Source organism: Kribbella sp. CA-294648, assembly GCF_050943845.1.
Taxonomy (GTDB): Bacteria; Actinomycetota; Actinomycetes; order Propionibacteriales; family Kribbellaceae; genus Kribbella.
Genome location: NZ_CP191981.1, coordinates 7,942,424 through 7,965,906, shown reverse-complemented (window position 1 = coordinate 7,965,906; position 23,483 = coordinate 7,942,424). Strand labels below are relative to the sequence as shown.

Below are 23,483 nucleotides of genomic sequence, written 5' to 3'. Positions count from 1 at the left end.
CACCCTTTCCAGGAGAATTGTGACGCCTGCCCGCAGCCGTCGCCCCGGCGCGCCGACGAGAACCGACCGCGGCATTCCCGAGGCCACTGTCGCGCGCTTGCCGGTGTACCTGCGGGCCCTGACCGCCCTGTCGGACAGTGGCATCGCCACCGCGTCGAGCGAGGATCTGGCGACCGCGGCCGGCGTCAACTCGGCCAAGCTCCGCAAGGACCTGTCCTACCTCGGCTCCTACGGCACCCGCGGTGTCGGGTACGACGTGGAGTACCTGCGCTACCAGATCGCCCGCGAGATCGGCGTCACCCAGGACTGGGCCGTGGTCATCGTCGGGATCGGAAACCTGGGGCACGCGCTGGCCAACTACTCCGGTTTCGGCACCCGCGGCTTCCGGATCGTCGCCCTGCTCGACGCCGACCCGAAGCTGGTCGGCGAGCGGATCGGCGACATGGTCGTGCGCGACTTCGCCGAGCTGGAGGAGATCGTCGCCGCCGACCGGGTCTCGATCGGCGTGATCACCACGCCGGCCGGTCCGGCCCAGGAGGTCTGCGACCGGCTTGTATCAGCAGGTGTCACCAGCATCCTCAACTTCGCGCCGGTAGTGCTGTCCGTGCCGGCCGGTGTGGACATCCGCAAGGTGGACCTCTCGATCGAGTTGCAGATCCTGGCGTACCACGAACAACGAAAGTCCGGAGAGGCGGCGCTCCCCGACGTGCCCGAACTGCCAGCGATGAACGGCGTGGTCACTGATCTGCCCAGCGTGGGTGGGGGTGTCGGCGCGTGAGCTACTTGGTCGTTGGTATCTCGCACCGGTCCGCTGACATTTCTGTACTTGAGCGAGTTGCGCTCGATCCGGATGCCGCGACCAAACTGGCGCTGGCCGTGCAGCACACTCCCGCGGTCTCCGAGTCGGCCGTGCTGGCCACCTGCAACCGCACCGAGGTCTATGCGAACGTCGACCGCTTCCACGCCGGGATGGACGAGGTCACCGCGATCCTCGCCGACGTCACCGGCGTACCGCTGCTCGACCTGGCCGAGCACCTCTACGTGCACTTCGAGGAGGGCGCGGTCGCGCACCTGTTCCAGGTCGCCGTCGGGCTCGACTCGATGATCGTCGGCGAGAGCCAGATCGTCGGCCAGGTGAAGGAGTCGCTGCGCGTCGGCCAGGACCTGGAAACCATCGGTACCGGCCTGAACGCCCTGTTCCAGCACGCGTTGCGGGTCGGTAAGCGGGCCCGCGCCGAGACCGGGATCGACTCGGCCGGCCGCTCGGTCGTGTCCGCCGGGCTGGAAGCCGTCGGCGGGTTCGAAGGCCGCCGCGCGCTGGTCGTCGGAGCCGGCTCGATGGCATCCCTGGCCGCGCAGACCCTGCTGAACGGTGGCGCGGCGAGCGTGACGATCGCCAACCGCAACTACGAGCGGGCCGTCCTGCTGACGGACCGGGTCGGCGGTACCGCGATCAAGCTCGCCGACGTCCCGTCCGCGTTGCACGAGGCCGACCTGGTCGTCTCGTGCACCGGTGCGCGAGGCGTCGTCCTGACCGAGGACATGATCCGGAGCGCCGCGGACGGGCGCGAGTTCGGCGTACTGGATGTCGCTCTGCCCAGGGATGTCGATCCGGCCGCGGCCCGGATTCCCGGCGTCAAGCTGGTCACCCTGGCCGACCTGGCCGGTACTGCGGGTGGCAGCGAGCACGACATCGACGAGGTACGGCGAATCGTCGGCGAGGAGACGGGTGCTTTCGAGGCAACCCGGCGCGCCGCGTCAGTCACGCCGACCGTCGTCGCGTTGCGGGCGATGGCCAGCGGCCTGGTCGACGCCGAACTGGCACGGCTGGAGCGCAGACTGCCCGGACTCGACGAGGCCCAGCGGGCCGAGGTCGCCCGGACCGTCCGGCGCGTGGTCGACAAGGTGCTGCACACGCCGACCGTGCGGGTGAAGGAACTGGCCGCCGATCCGGGCGGACCGACGTACGCCGACGCGCTGCGCGAGCTGTTCGCGCTGGACCCGGCGACCGTCGACGCTGTCACCGCGCCGATGGCGCCTCAGGACACCACCGCCACAGCGGCGCAGACCAATGGAGGTGACCCCGCGTGATCCGGCTCGGTACCCGCAGGTCAGCGCTCGCGACAGCCCAGGCGACCCACGTCGCGGACCGGTTGCGCGCCCTCGGCCACGAGGTCGAACTCGTTCCGATCGTCACCACCGGTGACACCAACCGGGCGCCGCTGGAGCAGATCGGCGGCACCGGCGTGTTCGTCAGCGCGCTCCGCGACGCCTTGCTGGCGGGCGAGATCGACATCGCGGTGCACTCGCTGAAGGACCTGCCGACCACACCGGAGGCCGGGCTGACCCTCGGCGCGATCCCGCAGCGCGAGGACCCGCGCGACGTCCTGGTCGCCCGGGACGGGCTGAGCCTCGGCGAACTGCAGACCGGAGCGCTGGTCGGGACCGGTTCGCCGCGCCGGGTGGCGCAGCTGGAAGCCCTCGGACTGGGCCTGGAAATGACCGGGATCCGGGGCAATGTCGACACGCGTATCGCGATGGTCGCCGATCGCAAATTGGACGCGGTGGTGCTCGCAAGGGCAGGGTTGGCCCGGTTGGGCCGGCTTTCGGAGGTCACCGAGACGCTGGATCCGATCCAGGTGCTGCCGGCACCGGGACAAGGTGCCCTGGGCATCGAGTGCCGCGACGGCGACACCGTGGTACTGCAGGCTCTCGCCCCGCTGGAGGATCCCGCGGTACGCGCCGCGGTGACGGCCGAGAGGCAGATGTTGGCCACGCTCGAGGCGGGGTGCACGGCTCCGGTCGGCGCACTGGCCGAAGTGGTCGAAGGTGAGGACGGTCCGGAGCTGTGGCTCCGGGGAGCGCTGGGCCAGGAAGGCGGCGTACGGCGGCTGTCGGCGAACGGGCCGGTGGACGACCCACGGGCGCTGGGCCGGGCCCTCGCGAACGAGTTGCTGGAGCAGACATGACACCGGCACGGGGAACGACGCAGGCGAGTACGGATACGAGTACGAGTACGAAGACGAGCAGGACAAGGGCAAAGGCGACAGCAGACGTGAGCAGCGCGAAGACAGCGGCCACCAAGGCACCCCAGAAGGTGCCGGCGAAGATCGCAGCCAGCACCACGACCGTCAAGCAGACCAGACCGCTCGGGCACGTCACCTTCGTCGGCGTCGGCCCGGGCGACCCGTCGCTGCTGACGATCGCCGGCCGCGACGTGCTGGCGAACGCCGACGCGGTGGTGGTCGAGGGTCCGGAGCACGATGCCTTCCTCGGGTACTGCAAGCCGGGTGTCGAGGTCATCGACGGCTCCGGCGCCGAGGGCAGCCGGGCGCTGCGGGTCGCCGCCCGCGCGCGGCTGGTGGTGAAGACCGCCAAGGCCTCGGCGAACGTGGTCCGCCTGCTCACCGGCGACCCGTTCACGTTCTCCAGTGGAGCCGAGGAGGCCGCCGCCTGCCGCAAGGCCGGGATCAGCTTCAACGTGGTTCCCGGTGTCAGCGAGGTCAGCGCCGTCCCGGCGTACGCGGGCATCCCGCTGACCATGAAGAGCGACCGTGAGGTCACGGTGCTCGACCTGGCCGAGGCCAAGCTCGACTTCAGCCGGGTGCACCCCAAGCAGACCCTGGTGCTGCTGAACGCCGTGGACCTGCTCAAGGAGACGACCGCCGCGCTGATCGAGGCCGGCTTCGACGCCGGTACGCCGGTCGCCGCGACCGTCGGCGGGACGACGACCTCGCAGGCCAGTGTGGTCGGCACGCTGGGCACGATCGTGGCCGACCTGCGCGCGGCCAAGCTGGTCGGCGAGGCGGTGATCGTGATCGGCTCGGTGGTCGAGCAGCGCGAGTCGCTGTCCTGGTTCGAGACCAAGCCGCTGTTCGGCTGGCGGATCCTGGTGCCGCGCACCAAGGACCAGGCCGGCCCGCTGATGGACCGGCTGCGCCGCTACGGCGCGATGCCGGAAGAGGTGCCGACGATCTCCGTCGAGCCGCCGCGCAACCCGCAGCAGATGGACAAGGCCATCCGTGGCCTGGTCGAGGGCCGCTACGAGTGGGTCGCCTTCACCTCGGTGAACGCGGTCAAGGCGGTCCGGGAGAAGTTCGACGAGTACGGGCTGGACGCACGGGCGTTCTCCGGGCTGAAGATCGCCGCGGTCGGCGAGAAGACCGCCGAGGCGATCGGTGCCTGGGGCATCCGGCCGGACCTGCTGCCCTCGGGTGAGCAGTCCGCCGCCGGCCTGGTCGAGGACTGGCCGCCGTTCGACGAGGTGCTCGACCCGATCAACCGGGTCTTCCTGCCGCGGGCGGACATCGCCACCGAGACGCTGGTGGCCGGCCTGACCGAGCTGGGCTGGGAGGTCGACGACGTCACGGCGTACCGGACCGTGCGGGCCGCCCCGCCGCCCGCGCCGACCCGCGAGGCGATCAAGTCGGGCAAGTTCGACGCGGTCGTGTTCACCTCGTCCTCGACCGTGCGCAACCTGGTCGGCATCGCCGGCAAGCCGCACGCGTCGACGGTGATCGCGGTGATCGGCCCGGCGACGCTCAAGACCGCCGAGGAGCACGGCCTGCGGGTCGACGCGATGGCCGAGGCCCCGTCGGCCGAGGAGCTGGCCGACGCACTTGCTCGCTTCGGTGCGGAGCGGCGTGACACCATGGTGGAGGCCGGTGAACCGGTCACCCGTCCGTCCGAGCGCCGCTCGGGTTCTCGCAGGAAGAGCTAGGTTTTCCGATGGCTGGTTTCCCGGGTGTGAGGCCGCGGCGGCTCCGGTCGTCCGCGGCGATGCGCAGGCTGGTCGCCGAGACCACGCTCGAGCCTCGTCAGCTGATCCTGCCGATGTTCGTCCGGGAAGGCGCGCGCGAGCCGATCGCGATCAGCTCGATGCCGGGCGTCTACCAGCACACCCGGGACACGGCCCGCAAGGCTGTTGCCGAGGCCGCTCAACTGGGGCTGGGCGGCGTGATGCTGTTCGGCGTACCGGAGACGAAGGACCCTGAGGGGTCGGGTGCGCTCGACCCGGACGGCATTCTCAACGTGGCGATCCGGGACGCGGTGTCCGAGGTGGGTGACGACCTGCTGGTGATGTCGGACCTGTGCCTGGACGAGTTCACCTCGCACGGGCACTGCGGCGTACTGGATGCGGCCGGCCGGGTCGACAACGACGCGACGCTGGCCATCTACGCGGAGATGGGCATTGCCCAGGCCTCCGCGGGCGCTCACGTGGTCGGTCCTTCGGGGATGATGGACGGCCAGGTCGGAGCCGTTCGCCAAGCTTTGGATGGCGCGGGTTTTCAGGACACGGTCATTCTCGCGTACGCCGTGAAGTACGCGTCGGCCTTCTTCGGTCCCTTCCGCGAAGCCGTCGGCTCGTCGCTGACCGGTGACCGCAAGACCTACCAGCAGGACCCGTCGAACGCGCACGAGGCGATTCGCGAGGTCGACCTGGACATCGCCGAAGGCGCCGACATCGTGATGGTGAAGCCGGCCCTGGCCTATCTCGACATCATCCGCCAGGTCCGCGACCACGTGAACGTACCGGTCGCGGCGTACAACATCTCCGGCGAGTACGCGATGGTCGAAGCGGCGGCCGCCAACGGCTGGATCGACCGGGACCGCGCGATCCTGGAGACGCTGACCTCGATCCGCCGGGCCGGCGCGGACACGATCCTCAGCTACTGGGCCGCCGAGGCGGTCCGCCTGCTCGACCACCGCTGACCCCTTGCCGGCGCAACGCGTCAGCCGGGAAACCCTCGGCGCCTGGATCCTCAAGTGCAACCCGGCAGTCACCAACCTGCCGGAGTTGATCGAGCACGGCGTGGGTAGCTGGTGCGTCCAGAAGACCTACCGCACAACGCTTTTCGAGCCCGGCCAACCTTGTCTCCTCTGGGTCAGCGGCTCCGCCCGAGCGAAACCGACCCCCGGCCTCTGGGCCACCGGCCACCTCACCGGCCCCGCCGACTGGCGCCCGGGGGAGCCGACGAAGTACGTCGTACCGCTGACCCTCGACTTCCTCCCCGAGCCGCTCCCGCGCACCCTCCTGACTGCACATCCAGCCCTGGCTGACCTCGAAGTCATCCGCCAACCTCAGATGAGCAACCCGAGCTTCGCCACCCAGCCGCAGTACGCCGCCCTGCAAGAACTCCTGACGACCGGCTAGCCGAGCGGTTGCCAGCGGGTGGTCAACTTGCGGCGTTTGGCCAGGTAGAGGGTGACGGCTGTGAAGAGGATGACGAGGGCGGTGTCGATCAGGAACATCGGCCAGGGCATGTCGGCGGCTGTTTCGTCGGAGGCCAGGCCGCCGGTGTAAGCGGCTGATGCGCCGAAGCCGAGGACGTTGGTGGTGATGTGGAGTCCGAGGGCTGCCTCGAGACCGCCGGTGCGGATGGTCAGCCAGCCGGTACAGAGACCGAAGATGAGCAGACTGGCGAATCCCCACGGCGTGCCGTAGCCGTGAGCTGTCGCGAACAGCAGTGCTTGCGGGACCAGTACCAGGGCTGGTGAGCAAAAGAAGCAACCTGTTGCCTGTAGCAACCAGCCGCGGTAGACGTACTCCTCGGCGGCGGCCTGGAACGGGACCAGGCAGACAATCATGGCGAGTCCGGTGAGGAACGTTCCCCAGCCGACCCAGTCGGAGCCGTCCAACGGGTCGAACACGAAGGACAGGGCCAGCAGCACCCCGATGGGTACGGCAGCGAGGGCGAGACAGGTCCGCAACCACGACAGGCGGAGGCGCCCGACGACCGAGGACAGCGTGCCCCAGCGGCGTTTCTGCACCAAGTGCACGGTCAGCGCGAGCGCCGGGAGCGGTGCCGCACTGAGGAGGAGCATGAAGGCGGTGTCGGGGATATCGCCGAACAGTGGCCAGTCGTCGGCATCCCTGGGAGTGTCGAGGAACGCGCCGATGATGTCCGCCGCTCCGTAGATCGGCACCATGGCGGCAACTGTCAGTCCGAGCAGGACGATGGTCCCGACGAAGGGGCGCCACCAGTCGTGCCGGCCGGTGACCCGCGCCAGTCGCTCGTACGAGACCGGTTCCGGCGCGTGCGCGGCCGCGACGGGGTCAGCGATCGGCCCCACTTCTGTCTGCTCGAATGTCATGCCCAGAGCATGGTCGCCGACGGTCGCCAAGGCGTCAGTCGTAAGCACGATCACCGCCTCTATCGCTGGGTAGAGGTGCTCAGGCGGTGGGTAGAGGCGCTTATGCTTCGGCTCTGATGGAACACCTTCGCAACTGGCTGCTGCCTGCCGTCCTGGGGATCGGGTGGGTGGCGTTGACGCCCGCCATGGCGGGCGCGCTCGAGCTGCAGCTGAGCCGGCCGGAACTCGTCCTCGCCGGCGTCGCGACGGTCGTGGCCGCGGTCGCACTGGGGTTCCGTCGCCGGACGCCACTCGCGACGCTCGGCGTGGTGACCGTCGTGGCGGTCTTCGGCCAGGTTGCCGGTGCGCCAGACGGATCGAGCCTGCTGCCGGCCGAACTCATCGCCCTGTACTCCGTTGCGGTGCGCTGCCGCCCTGCCGTCACCTGGCGGGCCGCTGCCGCGCTTGTCGCCGTGCTGGGTCTGACCGCCCTGGGTCTCTACGGCCTCGGACCGGAATTCGCTGTGGAAGTCGTGTTCACCGTGGTTCTGAGCCTCCTTGTCGTTGGCGGCGGGCAGAACCGCAGGCGCCGGCTGGCCGTCCGCGAGCGGGCGGCCCAGGAGTTGCGCGACGCCGAGGAGCGCAGACGTAGCGCGGCGGCCGTCGAGCGTCGCCGGCTCGCGCGCGAGCTGCATGACGTCAGCGCCCACCACCTCACGTCGATCGTGGTCAGCGGCGGCGCCGCGGAACGGCTGAGCGACCGCCGGCCCGAACTCGCCGAAGAAGCGCTGGCGTACGCCGCGCGCACGGGCCGGGAGACGCTGGTGTCCCTGCGACGTCTGGTGGCGGTCCTGGGGACGGGCCACCGCGATCAGGACGAGCCACTCGGCGCCCGGATCGCGGAGCTGGCCGAGGCCTTCACCCGGTTGGGACAGCAGGTCCGGGTCGACGTCAGGTCCGAGGTGTACGGGCCGGTCGCGGAAGCCGTTTTCGGCATCGTCCGGGAGTCACTCACCAACACGCTGCGGTACGCGCCGGGCGCCGCGGTACGGGTGCTCGTGACGCGTGAAGGTGACCGCATCCACCTGATGGTGGAGAGCGGCCGGCCCACCGGCATCCCGTCGGCCGGCCAGGGCAGCGGGCGCGGAATCGCCGGCATGAAAGACCGCGCCGAGACCCTCGGCGGCACCCTCACCGCAGGCCCGGCCCCAGACGGCGGCTGGCGAGTCGAGGCAACCCTGCCATCGACGCCCCTTGTGTCTCACGCAAACCTGTACTCCGAGGCGCCACCGCCGTCGTCGGCGCATCATCGGCCAGGTGGGCGGTGGCGCGATCACTGGTTGGCCGAGCTCAGCATGGTGCTGGCGGTCGCGGTCGCGGCGGTCGCCGGCATGGCTGCGGCGATCTCCGAAGAAGTGCCGGAAGCAGACTCGGCGGCCGTCGGTCTTGCGTTGCTGCTGGCGTTGATGCCTGCCCTGATGTTGCTCGGGCGCCGGAATCGTCCGTGGACGGTACTGATCGGAGCCACCCTCGCGGCCTGGCTCTGGCCGGTCGCGATCGGTCTCGACCAGCTGCCCCACGAGCTGGCGCCCGCGGTGGCGGTGTGTCTCGGCGGACCGATGGCAGCGGTCTATGCGGTCGCGGCGTACGGGCAGGGGACGTACCCGACGTGGGCGTCGGTCCCTGTGGCCGCGGGTGGGTTCGGGGTGGCGGCGGGTGCGTTGGTGTTCCTCACACCGCAGGAGGCTGACCTGTCCGGGCCGGATTTCGCCATCTTCATTATGGTCCTCGTCAGCGTTGTTCTGGCCGGTCCGCTGACGGCTTGCTGGGCGCTCGGAGATCTCGCGCGCCGGCGAAGAAACCGGCGGCTGGATCACGACGGCCGGGCGCTCGCCGAGCTGGTGCGGGAGGCCGAGGCCGAAGTACACGGTGAGCGGCAGCGCATCGCCACCGGGCTGAGCGGCAGCGTCCTGACCCGCACGAGCCGGATGATCGCCCTTGCGGAGGCCGGACAGCTCGAAAGCGTCACCACCGAGGCGAGATCCGCGCTGACCGCGATGCGCGAACTCCTGGAAACTCTCGACGACCCCGCCACCGCAGCTCCCCTCGCTCCCCATCCCACCACCCCGCAACAGACGGCCCCGGAACCCGCTGACCCTCACCCGACCACCCCTCATTCCGTCCAGAAGGAGTTGTTTCGATGAGTGTTCGGGTGTTGGTTGTGGATGATCAGGCGGTGGTTCGGGCCGGATTCGCGGCGATTGTGGATGCCGAGCCGGATCTGGTGGTTGTCGGGCAGGCGGGAGACGGGGCGGAGGCCGTCTCGTTGGCTGCTGCGGTGGAGCCTGACGTCGTACTGATGGACATCCGGATGCCTGGCCTGGATGGGCTTTCGGCTACTCGGCTGCTGACCGGGCTGGGTGAACGGCCTCGGGTTCTGGTGCTCACCACCTTTGACCACAACGAGTATGTCTACGAGGCGTTGCGGTCTGGGGCGTCCGGGTTCTTGCTCAAGGATGCCCGGCCTGAAGATCTGCTGACCGCGATCCGGGTGGTCGCGGCCGGCGACGGCATGCTCGCGCCTGCGGTGACCCGGCGGTTGATCCAGGCCTTTGCGAAGGGAGCGCCCGCGGTTGGGACGAGCGAAGTACTGGAGAAGCTGACGCCTCGCGAGTTGGAGGTCCTGACGCTGATCGCGGCGGGGCTGACCAATGCGGAGATCGGCGGCAAGCTCGGCGTGGCGGTCGGGACGGTGAAGACCCACGTCAACGCGTTGCTCACCAAGATCGGCGCGCGGGACCGCGTTCAGGCGACGATCATCGCCTACGACCACGGTCTGGTTCGCCCACGCGGCTAGCCCGCCGCGGTTAGCCCGCTCCGGCGTCGGCCTTCGTGTCGTCGGCCTTTGCGTCGTACCGGCGGAACGGTCTGTTGGCGGTCAGGAGCATGATGCCCAGGACGCAGGCTGCGCCACCCGCGATGATGCTGGTGACCGGGCCGAAGAGGCCGGCCACCGCGCCGGCCCGGACGTTGCCGAGGTTGGGGCCGCCCAGGCCGATGATGAAGTCGAGGGAGTTGAGCCGGCCGCGGAGTTCGTCCGGTGTTTTGGTCTGCAGGATCGTCGCGCGGAAGACAGTGGTGACGATGTCGGCCGCGCCGGCGATCGCGAGGAAGACGACGGCCAGCCAGATCGAGCGGGTCAGACCGACCGCGCCGATACCCGCGCCCCAGATCGCCACCGAGATGAGCATCGCGCGGCCCTGGTGGCGGAGGCGTCCGAGCGGGCCGGACAGGACGGCGGCGATCAGGCCGCCGACGCCGATCGCGGCGAACAGGTAGCCGACCGTCCGCGGGCCGCCGCCGAAGTGGGTCGCGGCGAGCGCGGGGAAGAGCGCGGTCGGCATCGCCAGCACGGTGGCGTTGAGGTCGATCAGGAAGATCATCCCGATCAGCTTGTGGTTCGCGGCGTACTTGAGCCCTTCCACCACCGACCGCAGCCCGACGCCCGACCCACCGCCCTCAGGCGGCATCGGCGGCAGCCGCCGTACGCTCACCAGCACCGCGACGAAGGTCAACGCGTCCAGCCCGTACGCCGCTTCCAGGCCGGCCGTCGCGATCAGTACTCCGGCCAGCACCGGCGCGGCGATGATCGCGACCTGGAAGGACAACTGGGACAGCGCGGCCGCGGCGGGAAGCCGTTCCAGCGGCAGCACCCGGGGGATGAAGGTACGCCGGGCAGGCGTATCGATCGCCGACAGCGCGGAAGCAATTGCCGTGAGCAAGTAAAGGAGCCAGACCTGACGCCAGTCCAGCAACGCCTGCAGCGCGAACACCAGCGAGACGGCCATCAGCCCGCTGCCGGTCAGCAGCACGAGTCGCCGCCGGTCGACCGCGTCGGCGATCGACCCGCCGAACAACCCGAGCACCAGCGTGGGCAGCAGCGAAGCCAGACTGATCGCGCCGACGGCAACCGACGAGCCGGTCAGGTCGTAGGTCTGGATCGCGACCGCGACCATCGTCATCATGCTGCCGATCGACGACAGCGACTGCCCGGCCCACAACCACCGAAACTCCACCGACTCCCGCAACGGCGTCACATCGGCGAACAAACTCCCCGGCCCAGGCACAAGGATCGATTCTGCTCCCGACCCCGCCCCCAGGCAAACGCATTTGCTCGGAGCCTGGTACGGCGAGGGCGGCCACCAACGCGGCGCTCGGCGTCCTGCCGGCTCCCGCTCAGGTGATGTTCTAGCGTTTGACGGTGTAGTCCGACTGGATCAGGCCGGCACCGAGGGTGCGGGTGGCGTTGTGGGTGAGGGCGATGTCGGCGTCGAGTTCGCCGAACAGCGGGATGCCCCGGCCGAGGAGGACGGGGACCACGGTGATGGTCAGCTCGTTCAGCAGGCCGGCTCGCAGGAACGTCTGGATCACCCGGCCGCCGTCGGCGTAGACCCGTTTGGCGCCGCGCTCCTCCAGCGTCTGGACCAGCCCGTCGAGGGTGCGGTGCACGATGATCCGCTCGTCGGCATCCGGGTCCAGCGTGGTGCTCAGCACCTCGACCTGCTTGCCCTCGTAAGGCCAGAAGCCGAAGGTGAGCACCTTCTCGTAGGTGCTGCGGCCCAGCACGACGGTGTCGACCGCCGTCATGAACTCGTCGTACCCGGTGTCGCCCGCCTGCTCGCCCCGCTCGGTCAGCCAGTCGATCGACCCGTCCGGCCGCGCGATGAACCCGTCCAGACTGGTCGCAATGAAAACCGCCCCATGAAAACTCACCCTCCCTTTGTACAGCCCGTCACCGACAGACCCCAGCAAGGGATCGCCATCAGCCTTTGAGGCCGGTTTGGGCGAGGCCTTCGACGAAGTGGCGTTGGGCCAGGACGAAGACGATGAGGACCGGGAGCGCGCTCATCGTGGCGGCCGCGAGCTGGACGTTCCACATCGCGCCGCCGTAGGCGTCGACGTACTGGGTGAGGGCCTGGGGGATGGTGAACTTGTCCTTGCTGGACAGGAAGACGATCGGTTCCAGGTACAGGTTCCAGCTGTGCAGGAAGGTGAAGATCGCGACCGCGCCGAGAGCCGGCCGGGACAGCGGCAGGGCGATCTGCCAGAACAGCCGGAGCCGGCCGAGACCGTCGACGCGGCCGGCCTCCTCCAGCTCGCGGGGCAGCGTGATGAAGAACTGCCGCATGATGAACGTCGCCAGCACACTGGGCGCGCCGAGCATCGGGATCAGGATCAGCGGCCAGTGCGTGTTCACCAGGCCGAGCGAGTCGAACATCCGGTACAGCGGGATGATCGTCACCTCGTTCGGCACCAGCAGCCCGGCGAGCACGATCACGAACACGACGCCCGCGCCGCGGAACTTGATCCGGGCGAAGCCGTAACCGGCCAGCGACGAGATCACCAGGGTCCCGAGCGTGACGATCACGGCGATGTAGCAACTGTTCAGGTACTGCCGGCCGAACGGCTGCAACTCGAAGACCTGCCGGTACGCCTCCAGCGTCGCCGAGCGCGGCAGGAGTGACGGCGGGAACGCGAAGATGTCGTTCACCGGCTTCAGCGAAGCGGTCGCCATCCACCAGGTCGGGAAGACGAACGGGATGCAGCAGACCAGCAGTACGCCGTACAGGAGAAGTTTCGTCTTACGACTCATAGAAGGTCCACCTCCGCCGCATCCGCCACTGCAGGACCGTCAGCGCGAGCACGATGACGAAGAGCAGCAACGAGATGGTGGCGCCGTAGCCGAAGTGATGGAACTGGAACGCCTGCTGGTACAGGTAGTAGACGAGCACGGTCGTCGACGTACCGGGACCGCCCTGCGTCAGTACTGCGATCTGCGCGAACACCTGCAGTGAACCGACCACCGTCAGGATCGAGGTGAGCAGGATCGTCGGGCTGATCAACGGCACCGTCACCCGCCGGAACCGGGCCCACGCGGACGCCCCGTCGATCCGGGCCGCCTCGTAGAGCTCGGCCGGAACGCCTTGCAGGGCAGCGAGAAACAGCACCATGTTCAGCCCGACGCCCTTGAACAGCTGCACGACGATCACCGAGATCATCGCCGTCGTGTCGCCCCGCAGCCAGTTGGGACCGTCGATGCCGACCAGGTTGAGGAAGCCGTTGATCCCGCCGTTGTCCTGCAGCAGGAAGCCCCACACGATCGTCCAGGCGACCAGTGTCACCACGACCGGCGAGAAGAACAGGGTCCGGAAGACGACGGTCCCACGCAGCTTCTGGTTCAGCAGGACGGCCAGGAACAGCGCCAGGCTGAGATTCAGCACCACCAGCCCGACCGAGAACATCCCGGTCGCCCGCAACGCCGGTCCAAGCCGCGGATCGTCGGCCAGGGCCTGGTAGTTGCTGCCGCCAACGAAGTCGAAGGTGCCGGCCAGCACGTTCCACTCGTGCAGGCTGTACCAGACCACCAGCCCGAGCGGAACGATGACGAAGGCAACGATCCCGGCCAGCTGCGGCGCGACGAACAGCCAGCCGGCCAGCTCGTCCCGCCGCCGCATCGTCCAGTACGGCGGAGCTTTGGCGGCCGGCTGTGTGACGACCTGCTTCTCCAACAAGGTGGTCATTTGCTCAGCAGGGGATTGATCTTCGAGCAGACACCCGACAGGACAGCCTTCACGTCAGCGTCCGGCTTCCACAACGGATCGAGTGCGGCGCGAACGGACTGCTGCAGTTCGGCGTACCCGGTGTGGCTGGTCTTGATGTCACCGCGTTCGATCCCGTTGATCACGACGCTCTGCAGCTGCGCGGGCTTGAGCAGCGGGTTCGCCTTGGCCAGGATCTCGCTGGTGAGCTGCGACTTGCGCGGCGGCGGGAAGAACTGGGCGAGCTTGGCGGTGTTCTCCTGGTTGGTGAAGTAGGCCAGGAACTTCTTCGCCTCGTCGGCATGCTTGCCGCGTTTCAGTACGCCGATCCCGGCCTGCCCGACGACGGAGTACTCACCGGCCGGCCCTTTCGGCAGCGGGACCAGATCCCACTTGAACTTCGCCTTCTCCAGCAGCGCGGCGCGGCTGATCTGGGTGAGCACCATCGACGCGTCCCCGGCGAAGAAGTCGGTCGTCCGGCCCGGACCCGGCATCGCCTGGTCGGTGAACACCATCTTGTGGATGAACGTCATCGCGTCGATCATCGGCTGCTGGTCGAACCCGCAGCTCTTGCCGTCCTCGCTCCACGGCCGCGCGCCCCAGCCGGCCCAGATCGAGTTCAGCGTGTCCCAGCCCTTGAAGTCGAAGTCGCCGACGACGATCCCGCCCTTGCCGGTCTTCGCCTGTACTGCGGCCCCGGTCGCGACTGCCTGCTCCCAGGTCCAGGTGCCGGCCGCGATCTGTGCCGCGGGAGTCGGTCGTCCGGCCGCCGTCACCAGGTCGGTGTTGACGAAGACTCCCAGCGGCGAGGTGGAGAACGGATAGGCGAACAGCTTGCCGTCCTGCTCCCAGGTAGCGGTTGCGCTCGGCAACAGATCCGGATCCTTGTCGATCGGCTCCAGCGCACCCGACGAGACGAAGTCCGGCGCCGTACTCTCCAGGATCCAGGCCAGATCCGGCGCGTTACCGCCACCGATCTGGGTGGTCAGTGCGGTCGTGTAGCTGTCGAACGGGATCGGCTCGAAGGTGATCTTGCCGATCTCCGGATGGTCCTTCTTGTACGCGGCAGCGATCTGGTCGAACAGCGCGGTGTGCTTGGCGTTCGCGCTCCAGATCGTCATCCGCAGGTCGATCGGGCCGGAGGAGCCCGCGTCGTCGGAACCGCCGCCGCAGCCGGCCGCGGCCAGTAGTGCGGCAGCCGAGACGGCCGCGGTGAGGAATCGGAGTTTCATGGTGGTCAGTCCTCCATCAGTAGCCAGTGCTCAGTAACCTTCGATGGCTGGCCAGCTCAGTTCGACGCCCTGGGCGACCAGTACTGCCTGGAAGTCGCTGAGCAGAGCAGGGGAGTTGCGGACCGCGCGCGGGCTGACGCCACGGTCCAGGCAGAAGGCGGCGAGCAGTCCCGCGGCCTCGCCGATGTTCCACTCGACCGGGTGCAGCCGGTAGCAGCCGTTGGTGATGTGCGTCGTGCCGAGGTTCTTACTGGCGGGCAGCAGGTTCTCGACCCGTTGCGGGATCAGTGCCCCGAGCGGGATCCGGAACGGGCTGCTCGCTACGTCGATGTAGTTGTCGCCGCCGGTCGACGGGTGCAGGTCGATCCGGTACATGCCGATGCCCACGCTGTCGCCGTACTCCGCAGCGCCCTTCGACCCGCGTACTGCGACCGACAGGTCCTGCTCGACCACCGTGTACTCCGCTGCGATGCGCCGCGACTCACGGATGTAGGGAGCCTGCGCGAGACCGTCGGCTGAACCCAGCAGGTCGCCGCGAAGCCGCAGCCCCGGGAAGCCGGTGCCGCCGTCCGGTCTGGGCGCCTCGGTCTGGAGCCAGTAGAAGACCGCTTGGGACAATTCCTTCGCGCCCTCCAGATGCTTGGCAGCATCCGGTACGTCGAACACCGGTCCTTCGAGGTAGTCGATCATCGGCCAGTTCACCAGGCAGATGTCGGACTCGTAGGCGCCCGGCCGGAAGTGCCGCCGGGCAGCGATCCGCCGGAACGTCCACAAGTTGGTGTCCCCGCCGGTACGCCGCTGGTCGGCGACCACCGCCAGCGGATCGTCGTCCGGGTTGGGGGTGAAGGTCCGGGGCGAGGTCGCGAGGGTCCGCGGATCCGGGGCGTTCCACGACAGCATCCGGTCGCCCCAGAACGCCGGCTGGTAGTCCCGCCAGAACTCGTAGTTGGCCGGCTTGTCCCCGACCTGGTTGCCGTCGACGTGGTCAACCGCGAAGCAGAAGGACACCGCCTGCATGTTGAGCGGCTGCGCCTCATCCGGTGCGCTGGGTTCGCCGGTAGCGGCCTGCGACTCGAAGCCGGTCACGTACTCCGTACCTGTGAGCGGCAGCAGCTCCCCGGTCTCAGTAGCGTCCAGCACGTACGGCGCGGTGAGCGTGAGCTGCTCTGCGGTGTCTCGGTGCTGTACTACGACGGATGTCACGCGGTCGCCGTCGGTCGAGGCGTCAACTGGCTTGTAGGGCTGGAGCACCTGCAGGCGGCGGCTGGCGCGGTACGGGGCGAGCATGGACTCCAGCACGGCCACGGCCACTCGTGGTTCGTGGCAGAGCTTCGAGACGTAGCCGGCGCCGGGGTTGAGCTCCGCTGCTGCCCGGGACTCCGCGGTGAGGGGGTAGTAGCGGCGGTAGTAGTCGCGGATGCCTTCGCGGAGAGCGCGGTAGGAGGCGGTGATGCCGAACTGCTCCACCCAGGTGTGCTCGTCCGGTGGTACGGCCTGGCTGGTCAGCTGGCCACCGAGCCAGTCGTACTCCTCGGTCATCACCACCGACCGGCCGGCGCGCAGGGCGGACAAGGCCGCGGCGACTCCGCCGAGGCCGCCACCGATGATCAGGACGTCCGTGTGCATCTAGGAACCTCTCGGTTTGCTGAGTGTGCTTCCGTCGACGAGCTCACAGGGCAGCAGTTGCTGGGCCTCGGCCTCTTCGCCGGACAGGATCGCGTCGAGCAACCCGACCGCCCGCCGCCCCATCTCCTGCCGCGGAATGTGAAACCCCGAGTAGTCGGTATCCCCAGCCACCGGCCGACTCGCATCACCCAACGCGACCACCGACAAGTCCGCTGGGATGTCCAGCCCGCGCTGCCGAGCCGCGTCCGCCAGTGCGGCAGCGTCAGCCAGATCCTCAACAAACACCGCGGTGACGCCACGCTCCAGCAGCTCCCCAAGGAGCTCACCAACCGCCCGCTCCGCGGGCGGGGTGGTGGGGGTGGCGCCACGCTCTGCTGGGGAGAGGTGAAGGCCGTGAGGGGCTACCTGGCGGAAGCCCGCCAGGCGGTCTGCTGATGACTCTGCTCCTTCGCCTGGGCCTACGAAGGCGAGGTGGGTGTGGCCGAGTTGAAGGGCTTGGGCGGTGACTGTGGCGGTTGCGGTGGTGTAGTCGGCGCCGACGTACGGGATGGTGACTGGGGTGCCGTCGGGGAGTGCGGGGTTGTCGCGGCGGCCGACGCAGACGAAGGGGTAGTTCTCGGTGACCAGGCGGCTGAGTTCGTCGGTGGGGATCCGGCGGCCCAGCAGCAGCGACCCGTCGGCGATCCGGAGCCGGTTGTTCTCGTGGAAGACGAGCCGCTGCCCGTCGGTGACCGGTGCGCTGGTGAACAGCAGCAGGTCGCAGCCGAGTTCCTCCGCGCTCTGCTCGATCCCGCTCAGGAACGGGTGGTAGAAATCGGCGCTCGCACTCGGGAACACCGGCTCGTAGGTGAACACCCCGAGAATCTGGTTGCGCTGCTGCAACAGCCGGCGCGCCAGCGGGTCGGCGACGTACCCGGTCTCCCGGATCACCTTCAGCACCCGGTCGCGCGTCTCGGCCGGGATCCGCGCCGACGCGGCGGTCCGGTTGTTCAGAACCAGGGAGACAGTCGTCTGACTCACCCGGGCCAGCCGGGCGATGTCCCGCTGGGTCAGCCGCTCTGTCATCCGCCACCTTCCTTGAGTAATACGTATTGCCGGTCACCTGCTCCGGAACGGTAGACCGGCTGTTTCCGGACCGTCAAGAGCAGATCGCCTTGGTAATACGAATTAGCAGCGACATCCCCTTGACGCCACCGCGGAACCGAAACAAAACTCCTCGACCAGACCCCACTCCAGGAGGCCGTCCATGCCACTGACCCGACGAACGCTGCTGGCCGGTACCGCGGCCGCCGCCCTCACCCCCGCCCTCACCGCCCCACCCGCGCAAGCCGCTCCAACCGCCCGAGCCGCGGGAACCCTCCCGCTGCTCCAGCCCCTCCCACCGGGCGCACCCGACCGCCGCCTGTTCGCCCCACTCGAACAACGCTTCGCCCCCTACCTCACAACGCTCGCGCCGCTGACGAACGACATCGTCGACACCGACGGACCGACGTACGGGTTCATGGCCGGCGGTTGGTGGCGGACTCCCGCGCAGCCCTTCAATGCCCGCATCCAGGAACACGTCTTCACCCTCAGCTGGTACTACGCCAACCGCCGCCACTGGAACCCGTACTCCGGGGACCCAGCCCTGCTGGCCCGCCTCGACGCCGCCCTCCAGCACTACCTGCGACTCCAGAACCCCGACGGTTCCTGGCCGGAGTACGCACCCGGCGAACGCGGCAAGGCATCCAGCGGATTCGGCCTCGGCTACCTCGCCAAAACCCTCGCGAACCTTCGCCAGGCCAAAGCTCTTCCCACCCGTCGCGCGGAGCTGGAAGTTGCCTTGCGCAAGGGAGTCGCCTGGTACCTCGACCCGGCCAACACCGTCGTCTGGGACGATCCCTTCCAGTACACGAACCAGGCCGTCGCCGGTGTCGCCGGCTCCGCACTCGCCCTTACTTTGCTGCCAGATCGCGCGATGTGGCAACGACTGGAAGAACGCATCCGGTACTGCGCCCGCTGGTCGCAGAGCCCAGTCGGTTTCTTCTACGACCCGCGCGGGATGGACATCAACTACAACTTCGAGGTGATGCTCCCCGAGATGGCCGAGCTGCACCTGCTGACGAGGCATCCCGCGCTCGTCACGATGACCCGCAGATTCACCGACTGGTTCGGCTACAACCTGCTCCGCGAACCGGACAACTCCGGCTGGCTCACGTACTACGCGGTCTCCGACCGAACCGCCACGGCGTACTACGACGAGGTCGTCCCCGACCCGGATCGCACCAACCTCGGTTCACTCTTCGTTCCCGCGGTACCCGAGCTCGCGGCATTCTTCACCTCCCGCGAGGACAGAGCCACCACCCGAGCCGCCTGGGCCGCCGACCCAGCACCCGTGCCAGTGCTGGCCAAGCAGAACACCTCACCCCGCATCATCGCCCACGCCCCGTACGGCGAACGCCTCCCGAGCCGCGCCGCCAAGACAGCCGCGATCGAGCGCGTGCCCTACCTCAGGCGCGACAACTTCACCGAGCTCCGCCGCGACGAGGTCGAGAACCAGGACTACCTCTATATCCGTCGTCCCGGCTTCTATCTCGGCGCCTTCTTCGGCAAGCGCCCAGGCTCTGTCGTCAAAGCAGGCACCGGCTTCCTCTGGCACCCGTCGGCGGGCACGATCATCCACTCCCAGCAAACGACCACAGGCTGCTGGGGCACAGTCCGGGCCGGCAAACCAGACTCGGACGGCGACCTGACCGCGGAGTACAGGTCGAAGGATCTGGTCCATTACCGCACCACGGACTCCTCGGTCGTCACCGACCTGATCACGGGCACCTCGCACGTCACTCGCCGAGTCGCAGCCACCTCAGCAGCAACCGAACAGATCCCACTCGTCCTCCAACCCGGCGACGAGGTCATCTTCTCCAACGGCACGGCCGTCCCCTACAACGAAAGCCGCACAGTCACCGCGGACGGCCTGACCATCCGCCGCGGCCGCACAACAATCACCATCACCTGGACCGGCCCCCGCACGGCGTCCCTCACCACCTCATCGCGCACCTATCTCAGCGACCAGCGCCGCCGAGTCCACGTCCTCCGAGTCCCCCACAACGGCACCCTCGAGACCACCGTCCGTCTGAACACCTAAGAGGCTGCGCGGAGGCTGAGAGTGAGGCGGGCGGGGGAGCGGCCGGTGATGTAGACGCGTTGACCGTCGGGGGTCAGGCTGCCGTTCAGGTGGGTGTAGCGCTCGCCTGGGTCCATGGTCACGCGGGCCGGTCCGTTGCCGGGGCCGAACTCGATCCGGTCGGTGCCGACCGTGTAGCTGCCGGTCCCCTCGACCAGCTGGTAGTTGCCAGCGGCATCGAGTTGCTGGACTCCTCTGAGCGTGCCGCCGTTCCGGAAGCACAGCTCGATCGCGAACGGTACCTCGGAGTCGGCCAGCTCGATGGCGAGATCGAACCCGTTACTCACCTCGGTCACGGTGACCGAGGTGGTCAGGGTCCGGTACTGCTTCGGCCGGTGCGGGAAGTCCATCATGGCGTAGAAGCGGCCTTCGTCGGTCAACGCGTAGAGGCCGTCGCTTCGCCGGTACCGCTTCGGCAGCGGCAGGTGGTACGGGACCTTCACCTCGTCGCCGAGCCGGAAGCTGCGGGGGCCGGTGCGGCGCAGGCCGTCGCTGCGGAAGTGCCCGGTGCTGAAGAACTGCGGTGACAACCGGACGGAGTCGAGGATCGCGGCCCCGCTGCGGAACCGGAAGAAGGTGGGGTTCGTCGACAACCCGGACGCGATGACCGGGATGTCGTGGAAGTCGGTGCCACCGAAGATCGTCGCGGTCCGGGCGCCGCGGCGGAGGCGGGCCAGTGCGTGCGCGGGGAACTCCTGGACGAAGTCGGTCGGCACCGGTGCCGCGGCCGGGAGTTTCGCGGCGAGGCCGGGACGCTCGAGGACCTCGGCGAGGAAGTCGCCGAGTTCACCGGTGCCGCGGCGCTCGATGTCCTTGGCGATGGTGGCGAACCGGCCGTCGCGGTCGTGCAGGGCGAGCTCGCGGAACTGGGTCAGGTACCACCAGAGCTCGCGGATCCGGGTCTGGTCCTGCCGGCGGGAGGCGACCGCGTCCACTTCGCCGTTCGGCTCCAGCAGGTACAGGGTGGCAGCGAGGTTTCTGCTGATGAAGGGCAACAGTTCGGGCTTGCGGCGCAACCACGCGATCGTCAGCAGCGAAGGGTTCGTCACCTCCGAGGCGTACGTGGAGCTGCGTTCGCTGTAGATACCGTCGGGGGTCGCGTCGATGCCCTCGTCGAGCCAGTCGTCGATGCGGGCGGCGTACCGGCGGTCGGGGTAGAGGTGGTTGATCCGGGCGAGTGCGGCCGAGATCTCCCACCGGTGGTTCGGCGTGTGGACGCCGCCGGTGGCCAGCGCGGGGCCGGCCTTGCGGATGATGCGTTCGAGGCCGACGCGGACCGGTTCGGTCGCGGTGGTGTCATCGGCCTGCAGCAGTTCCTGGATCATGCAGAGGTCCTGCAGCGCGAAGGCGCTGTCCGGCGGCGAGTGCAGGTTGCCGATGTCGTAGGTGCCGTCATCGTGCTGCAGCGTCGCGAGCCGGTCGACCAGGAATGCCAGCGGGGCGAGCAGGCTGCTGTCGTGGTGGCGGGCGGACCGCTCCCAGACATAGCCGGAAACCAGCCGGCGTGCTTTCCGGGCGGTCCCGCGTGGGCTGTCCGTAGTACTGCGATAGCTGTCCAGGACGAGCGGGATCTGCGCCTCGTTGAATTTCGTCAGCAGGTTGAGGAATTCCGCGTCAACGCCGGCATCAGCGTCGGCGGCAGCCACCGCCGACCCGGCCGGAAGGCTACCGGCGGCCAGGGTTCCGAGGGATCCGGCCAGGAACGTCCGACGCTGCATAAGGGCCTCCACAGGCAGGGAAAGCGGTTGCCAAATGCCCAGTACTGTTCCTCCGGCGCCCGACTTTGTCAAGACTTGGCAAGTGACCGGATCTGGCCTCGGTAATTACTGGAAAAGTCTTGTCTGGAACCGGTTCCCCGGCTATGTTGACCGACCTGGGCAAACGCTTTCCGCGACCAGGTTCCCAGCCTCGAGACTTTCCGGAGGAAAGAAGGAATGAGCGCGCTGAGTGAACTTGGCACGCTCAGGCGGAAAAAACCGTCTGAGCAAGAGCCTGACCGGCCGCCGGGCCGGCCGGTGAAGGCAGGCAAGAAGAAAGACAATCTGGCTGCGTATCTGTTCCTGACGCCCTGGCTGATCGGGCTGTTCGTGATCACCGTCGGGCCGATGATCGCCTCGCTGTACCTGGCGTTCACCGACTACAACCTGATCCAGCCGCCGGAGTGGATCGGCCTGGAGAACTTCTCCCGGATGCTGTCCGACGAGCGGCTGCACAACTCGCTGCGCGTCACCTTCACCTACGTCCTGGTCTCGGTTCCCCTGCAGCTCGCGCTGGCTCTGCTGCTGGCCGTCGTCCTGGACCGCGGTGTCCGCGGGATGGCCTTCTACCGGTCGATCTTCTACCTGCCGTCGCTGCTCGGCTCCAGCGTCGCCATCGCGATCCTGTGGAAGCAGGTGTTCGGCACCGAGGGACTGCTCAACCAGTTGCTCGCGCAGGTCGGTATCGAGGGCAAGGGCTGGATCTCCGACCCGAGCACCGCGCTCGGCACCCTGGTCGCGCTGAACGTCTGGACCTTCGGTGCCCCGATGGTGATCTTCCTGGCCGGCCTGCGGCAGATCCCCGCCATGTACTACGAAGCCGCCTCCGTCGACGGGGCCGGCGCGTGGCGCCGGTTCCGCACCATCACGATGCCGCTGCTCACCCCGATCATCTTCTTCAACCTGGTGCTGCAGATCATCCACGCGTTCCAGTCGTTCACGCAGGCCTTCGTGGTCTCCGGTGGCACCGGTGGTCCGTCCGACTCCACGATGTTCTACACGCTCTACCTGTACGACCGTGGCTTCGGCAACTTCGACATGGGCTATGCCTCGGCGATGGCGTGGTTCCTGCTCGTCATCATCGCCGTCCTCACCGCGGCGAACTTCGTCGCCTCGAAGTACTGGGTGTTCTATGACGACTGAAACGATCGGCCGTACCGTTCCCGCCGCCCGCAGCACGGGATTCGGCTGGAAGCGGATCAAGCCCTTCCTGGTCCATGTTGCGCTGGCCGCGGCCGCGCTGGTGATGCTCTATCCGGTGATCTGGATGATCGTCAGCTCACTGCGGCCCGGCGACGAGATCTTCCGCGAACCCGGGATCCTGATCCGCGACCTGCAGATCAGCAACTACCGGGTCGGCTGGAACGCGTTGACCGAGCCGTTCACCCGGTACCTGCTGAACTCCGCGGCGGTGGTGCTGGGGGCGATCCTGGGCAACCTGGTGTCCTGCTCGATGGCGGCGTACGCGTTCGCCCGGCTGGACTTCGTCGGCAAGAAGTTCTGGTTCGCGATCATGCTGGTCACGATCATGCTGCCGATCCACGTGGTGATCGTGCCGCAGTACATCTTGTTCTCGCAGGCGGGCTGGATCAACACGTTCCTCCCGCTGGTGGTGCCCAAGCTGCTGGCCACCGACGCGTTCTTCATCTTCTTGATGGTCCAGTTCATCCGGGGCATCCCGCGCGAGCTGGACGAGGCGGCCCGGATCGACGGCTGCAGCAAGACCGGCATCTTCCTGCGGGTGATCCTGCCGCTGATGGTGCCGGCCCTGGCCACCACCACGATCTTCACGTTCATCTGGACCTGGAACGACTTCTTCAGCCAGCTGATCTACCTGACCGATCCGAAGATGTACACCGTGCCGGTCGCGCTGCGGTCGTTCGTCGACGCCACCGCCAGCACCAGCTGGGGCTCGATGTTCGCGATGTCCGTCGTCTCGCTGGTCCCGGTCTTCCTCGCCTTCCTGCTCGGCCAGCGCTTCCTGGTCAAGGGCATCGCCACCACCGGCATCAAGTAACCCCGCGAAAGGTAC

Annotated in this window: 20 protein-coding genes; 11 read left to right on the top strand and 9 right to left on the bottom strand. The window is 68.3% G+C overall.

What is annotated here, in order from left to right:
- Positions 1-19 precede the first annotated feature (19 nt).
- Genes ACQPYM_RS37950 through ACQPYM_RS37925 form a run of 6 tightly spaced genes read left to right on the top strand, consistent with a single transcriptional unit; the run spans position 20 to position 6,154 of the window.
- On the top strand, positions 20-778 hold the full coding sequence (locus ACQPYM_RS37950; protein ID WP_433010824.1) for a redox-sensing transcriptional repressor Rex: 759 nt from the start codon (positions 20-22) through the stop codon (positions 776-778).
- On the top strand, positions 775-2,091 hold the full coding sequence (locus ACQPYM_RS37945; RefSeq protein ID WP_433010821.1) for a glutamyl-tRNA reductase: 1,317 nt from the start codon (positions 775-777) through the stop codon (positions 2,089-2,091). Before ACQPYM_RS37950 ends, ACQPYM_RS37945 begins: the two co-directional genes overlap by 4 nt.
- Positions 2,088-2,969, top strand: a complete 882-nt coding sequence (hemC, locus tag ACQPYM_RS37940) for a hydroxymethylbilane synthase (protein WP_433010818.1) — start codon at positions 2,088-2,090, stop codon at positions 2,967-2,969. Before ACQPYM_RS37945 ends, hemC begins: the two co-directional genes overlap by 4 nt.
- The gene (locus ACQPYM_RS37935; protein WP_433010815.1) at positions 2,966-4,720 is read left to right on the top strand and encodes a uroporphyrinogen-III synthase; all 1,755 of its coding nucleotides are present in this window, start codon (positions 2,966-2,968) and stop codon (positions 4,718-4,720) included. The genes hemC and ACQPYM_RS37935 overlap by 4 nt, the downstream gene beginning before the upstream one ends.
- Before the next feature lie 8 nt (positions 4,721-4,728).
- A complete protein-coding gene (gene hemB, locus ACQPYM_RS37930) occupies positions 4,729-5,712 on the top strand; it encodes a porphobilinogen synthase (protein ID WP_433010812.1) in 984 nt (327 codons plus the stop codon).
- A gap of 4 nt (positions 5,713-5,716) precedes the next feature.
- Positions 5,717-6,154 (top strand): hypothetical protein, encoded by a 438-nt coding sequence (locus ACQPYM_RS37925; protein ID WP_433010809.1) that lies wholly within the window; start codon positions 5,717-5,719, stop codon positions 6,152-6,154.
- On the opposite strand, the gene ACQPYM_RS37920 is transcribed toward ACQPYM_RS37925, so the two are convergent.
- A complete protein-coding gene (locus ACQPYM_RS37920) occupies positions 6,151-7,095 on the bottom strand; it encodes a lysostaphin resistance A-like protein (RefSeq protein WP_433010806.1) in 945 nt (314 codons plus the stop codon). The two genes, ACQPYM_RS37925 and ACQPYM_RS37920, sit on opposite strands and share 4 nt — an antisense overlap.
- 116 nt (positions 7,096-7,211) lie before the next feature.
- Between ACQPYM_RS37920 and ACQPYM_RS37915 the strand changes: the two genes are divergently transcribed.
- Positions 7,212-9,278, top strand: a complete 2,067-nt coding sequence (locus ACQPYM_RS37915; protein WP_433010804.1) for a sensor histidine kinase — start codon at positions 7,212-7,214, stop codon at positions 9,276-9,278.
- On the top strand, positions 9,275-9,931 hold the full coding sequence (locus ACQPYM_RS37910) for a response regulator (RefSeq protein WP_433010801.1): 657 nt from the start codon (positions 9,275-9,277) through the stop codon (positions 9,929-9,931). Before ACQPYM_RS37915 ends, ACQPYM_RS37910 begins: the two co-directional genes overlap by 4 nt.
- 10 nt (positions 9,932-9,941) lie before the next feature.
- On the opposite strand, the gene ACQPYM_RS37905 is transcribed toward ACQPYM_RS37910, so the two are convergent.
- The 7 genes from ACQPYM_RS37905 to ACQPYM_RS37875 form a co-directional block, all read right to left on the bottom strand.
- Complete coding sequence (locus ACQPYM_RS37905) at positions 9,942-11,201, bottom strand: MFS transporter (RefSeq protein ID WP_433010798.1); 1,260 nt, start codon at positions 11,199-11,201, stop codon at positions 9,942-9,944.
- Between the two features lie 121 nt (positions 11,202-11,322).
- Entirely contained in the window at positions 11,323-11,847 is a 525-nt protein-coding gene (locus ACQPYM_RS37900) for a dihydrofolate reductase family protein (protein ID WP_433010795.1), read from the bottom strand.
- Between the two features lie 49 nt (positions 11,848-11,896).
- Entirely contained in the window at positions 11,897-12,727 is an 831-nt protein-coding gene (locus ACQPYM_RS37895; protein ID WP_433010792.1) for a carbohydrate ABC transporter permease, read from the bottom strand.
- Positions 12,717-13,655 (bottom strand): carbohydrate ABC transporter permease, encoded by a 939-nt coding sequence (locus ACQPYM_RS37890; protein ID WP_433010790.1) that lies wholly within the window; start codon positions 13,653-13,655, stop codon positions 12,717-12,719. Before ACQPYM_RS37890 ends, ACQPYM_RS37895 begins: the two co-directional genes overlap by 11 nt.
- Complete coding sequence (locus ACQPYM_RS37885; RefSeq protein WP_433010787.1) at positions 13,652-14,905, bottom strand: ABC transporter substrate-binding protein; 1,254 nt, start codon at positions 14,903-14,905, stop codon at positions 13,652-13,654. Before ACQPYM_RS37885 ends, ACQPYM_RS37890 begins: the two co-directional genes overlap by 4 nt.
- A gap of 30 nt (positions 14,906-14,935) precedes the next feature.
- A complete protein-coding gene (locus tag ACQPYM_RS37880; protein ID WP_433010784.1) occupies positions 14,936-16,531 on the bottom strand; it encodes an FAD-dependent oxidoreductase in 1,596 nt (531 codons plus the stop codon).
- Complete coding sequence (locus ACQPYM_RS37875; protein ID WP_433010781.1) at positions 16,532-17,596, bottom strand: LacI family DNA-binding transcriptional regulator; 1,065 nt, start codon at positions 17,594-17,596, stop codon at positions 16,532-16,534. It lies immediately after the preceding gene.
- 181 nt (positions 17,597-17,777) lie between these two features.
- On the opposite strand from ACQPYM_RS37875, the gene ACQPYM_RS37870 reads away from it, so the two are divergent.
- Positions 17,778-19,655, top strand: coding sequence for a hypothetical protein (locus ACQPYM_RS37870; protein ID WP_433010778.1), 1,878 nt, complete (start codon positions 17,778-17,780; stop codon positions 19,653-19,655).
- Here ACQPYM_RS37870 and ACQPYM_RS37865 read toward each other — a convergent pair.
- On the bottom strand, positions 19,652-21,412 hold the full coding sequence (locus ACQPYM_RS37865) for a hypothetical protein (RefSeq protein WP_433010775.1): 1,761 nt from the start codon (positions 21,410-21,412) through the stop codon (positions 19,652-19,654). The genes ACQPYM_RS37870 and ACQPYM_RS37865 overlap by 4 nt on opposite strands.
- 216 nt (positions 21,413-21,628) lie before the next feature.
- On the opposite strand from ACQPYM_RS37865, the gene ACQPYM_RS37860 reads away from it, so the two are divergent.
- Both ACQPYM_RS37860 and ACQPYM_RS37855 read left to right on the top strand, forming a co-directional pair.
- Positions 21,629-22,594: a carbohydrate ABC transporter permease gene (locus ACQPYM_RS37860; protein ID WP_433010772.1), complete on the top strand. Its 966-nt coding sequence runs from the start codon at positions 21,629-21,631 to the stop codon at positions 22,592-22,594.
- A complete protein-coding gene (locus ACQPYM_RS37855) occupies positions 22,584-23,468 on the top strand; it encodes a carbohydrate ABC transporter permease (protein WP_433010769.1) in 885 nt (294 codons plus the stop codon). The genes ACQPYM_RS37860 and ACQPYM_RS37855 overlap by 11 nt, the downstream gene beginning before the upstream one ends.
- Positions 23,469-23,483: the final 15 nt, after the last annotated feature.

Excerpts from the sequence above, each read along its gene's own strand:
- ACQPYM_RS37910 (WP_433010801.1), top strand. The coding sequence starts at position 9,275 with ATGAGTGTTCGGGTGTTGGTTGTGGATGATCAGGCGGTGGTTCGGGCC.
- hemB (WP_433010812.1), top strand. The coding sequence starts at position 4,729 with ATGGCTGGTTTCCCGGGTGTGAGGCCGCGGCGGCTCCGGTCGTCCGCG.
- ACQPYM_RS37915 (WP_433010804.1), top strand. The coding sequence starts at position 7,212 with ATGGAACACCTTCGCAACTGGCTGCTGCCTGCCGTCCTGGGGATCGGG.
- ACQPYM_RS37935 (WP_433010815.1), top strand. The coding sequence starts at position 2,966 with ATGACACCGGCACGGGGAACGACGCAGGCGAGTACGGATACGAGTACG.
- ACQPYM_RS37865 (WP_433010775.1), bottom strand. The coding sequence starts at position 21,412 with ATGCAGCGTCGGACGTTCCTGGCCGGATCCCTCGGAACCCTGGCCGCC.
- ACQPYM_RS37860 (WP_433010772.1), top strand. The coding sequence starts at position 21,629 with ATGAGCGCGCTGAGTGAACTTGGCACGCTCAGGCGGAAAAAACCGTCT.
- ACQPYM_RS37875 (WP_433010781.1), bottom strand. The coding sequence starts at position 17,596 with ATGACAGAGCGGCTGACCCAGCGGGACATCGCCCGGCTGGCCCGGGTG.
- ACQPYM_RS37890 (WP_433010790.1), bottom strand. The coding sequence starts at position 13,655 with ATGACCACCTTGTTGGAGAAGCAGGTCGTCACACAGCCGGCCGCCAAA.
- ACQPYM_RS37880 (WP_433010784.1), bottom strand. The coding sequence starts at position 16,531 with ATGCACACGGACGTCCTGATCATCGGTGGCGGCCTCGGCGGAGTCGCC.
- ACQPYM_RS37920 (WP_433010806.1), bottom strand. The coding sequence starts at position 7,095 with ATGACATTCGAGCAGACAGAAGTGGGGCCGATCGCTGACCCCGTCGCG.
- ACQPYM_RS37855 (WP_433010769.1), top strand. The coding sequence starts at position 22,584 with ATGACGACTGAAACGATCGGCCGTACCGTTCCCGCCGCCCGCAGCACG.
- ACQPYM_RS37885 (WP_433010787.1), bottom strand. The coding sequence starts at position 14,905 with ATGAAACTCCGATTCCTCACCGCGGCCGTCTCGGCTGCCGCACTACTG.
- ACQPYM_RS37895 (WP_433010792.1), bottom strand. The coding sequence starts at position 12,727 with ATGAGTCGTAAGACGAAACTTCTCCTGTACGGCGTACTGCTGGTCTGC.
- ACQPYM_RS37870 (WP_433010778.1), top strand. The coding sequence starts at position 17,778 with ATGCCACTGACCCGACGAACGCTGCTGGCCGGTACCGCGGCCGCCGCC.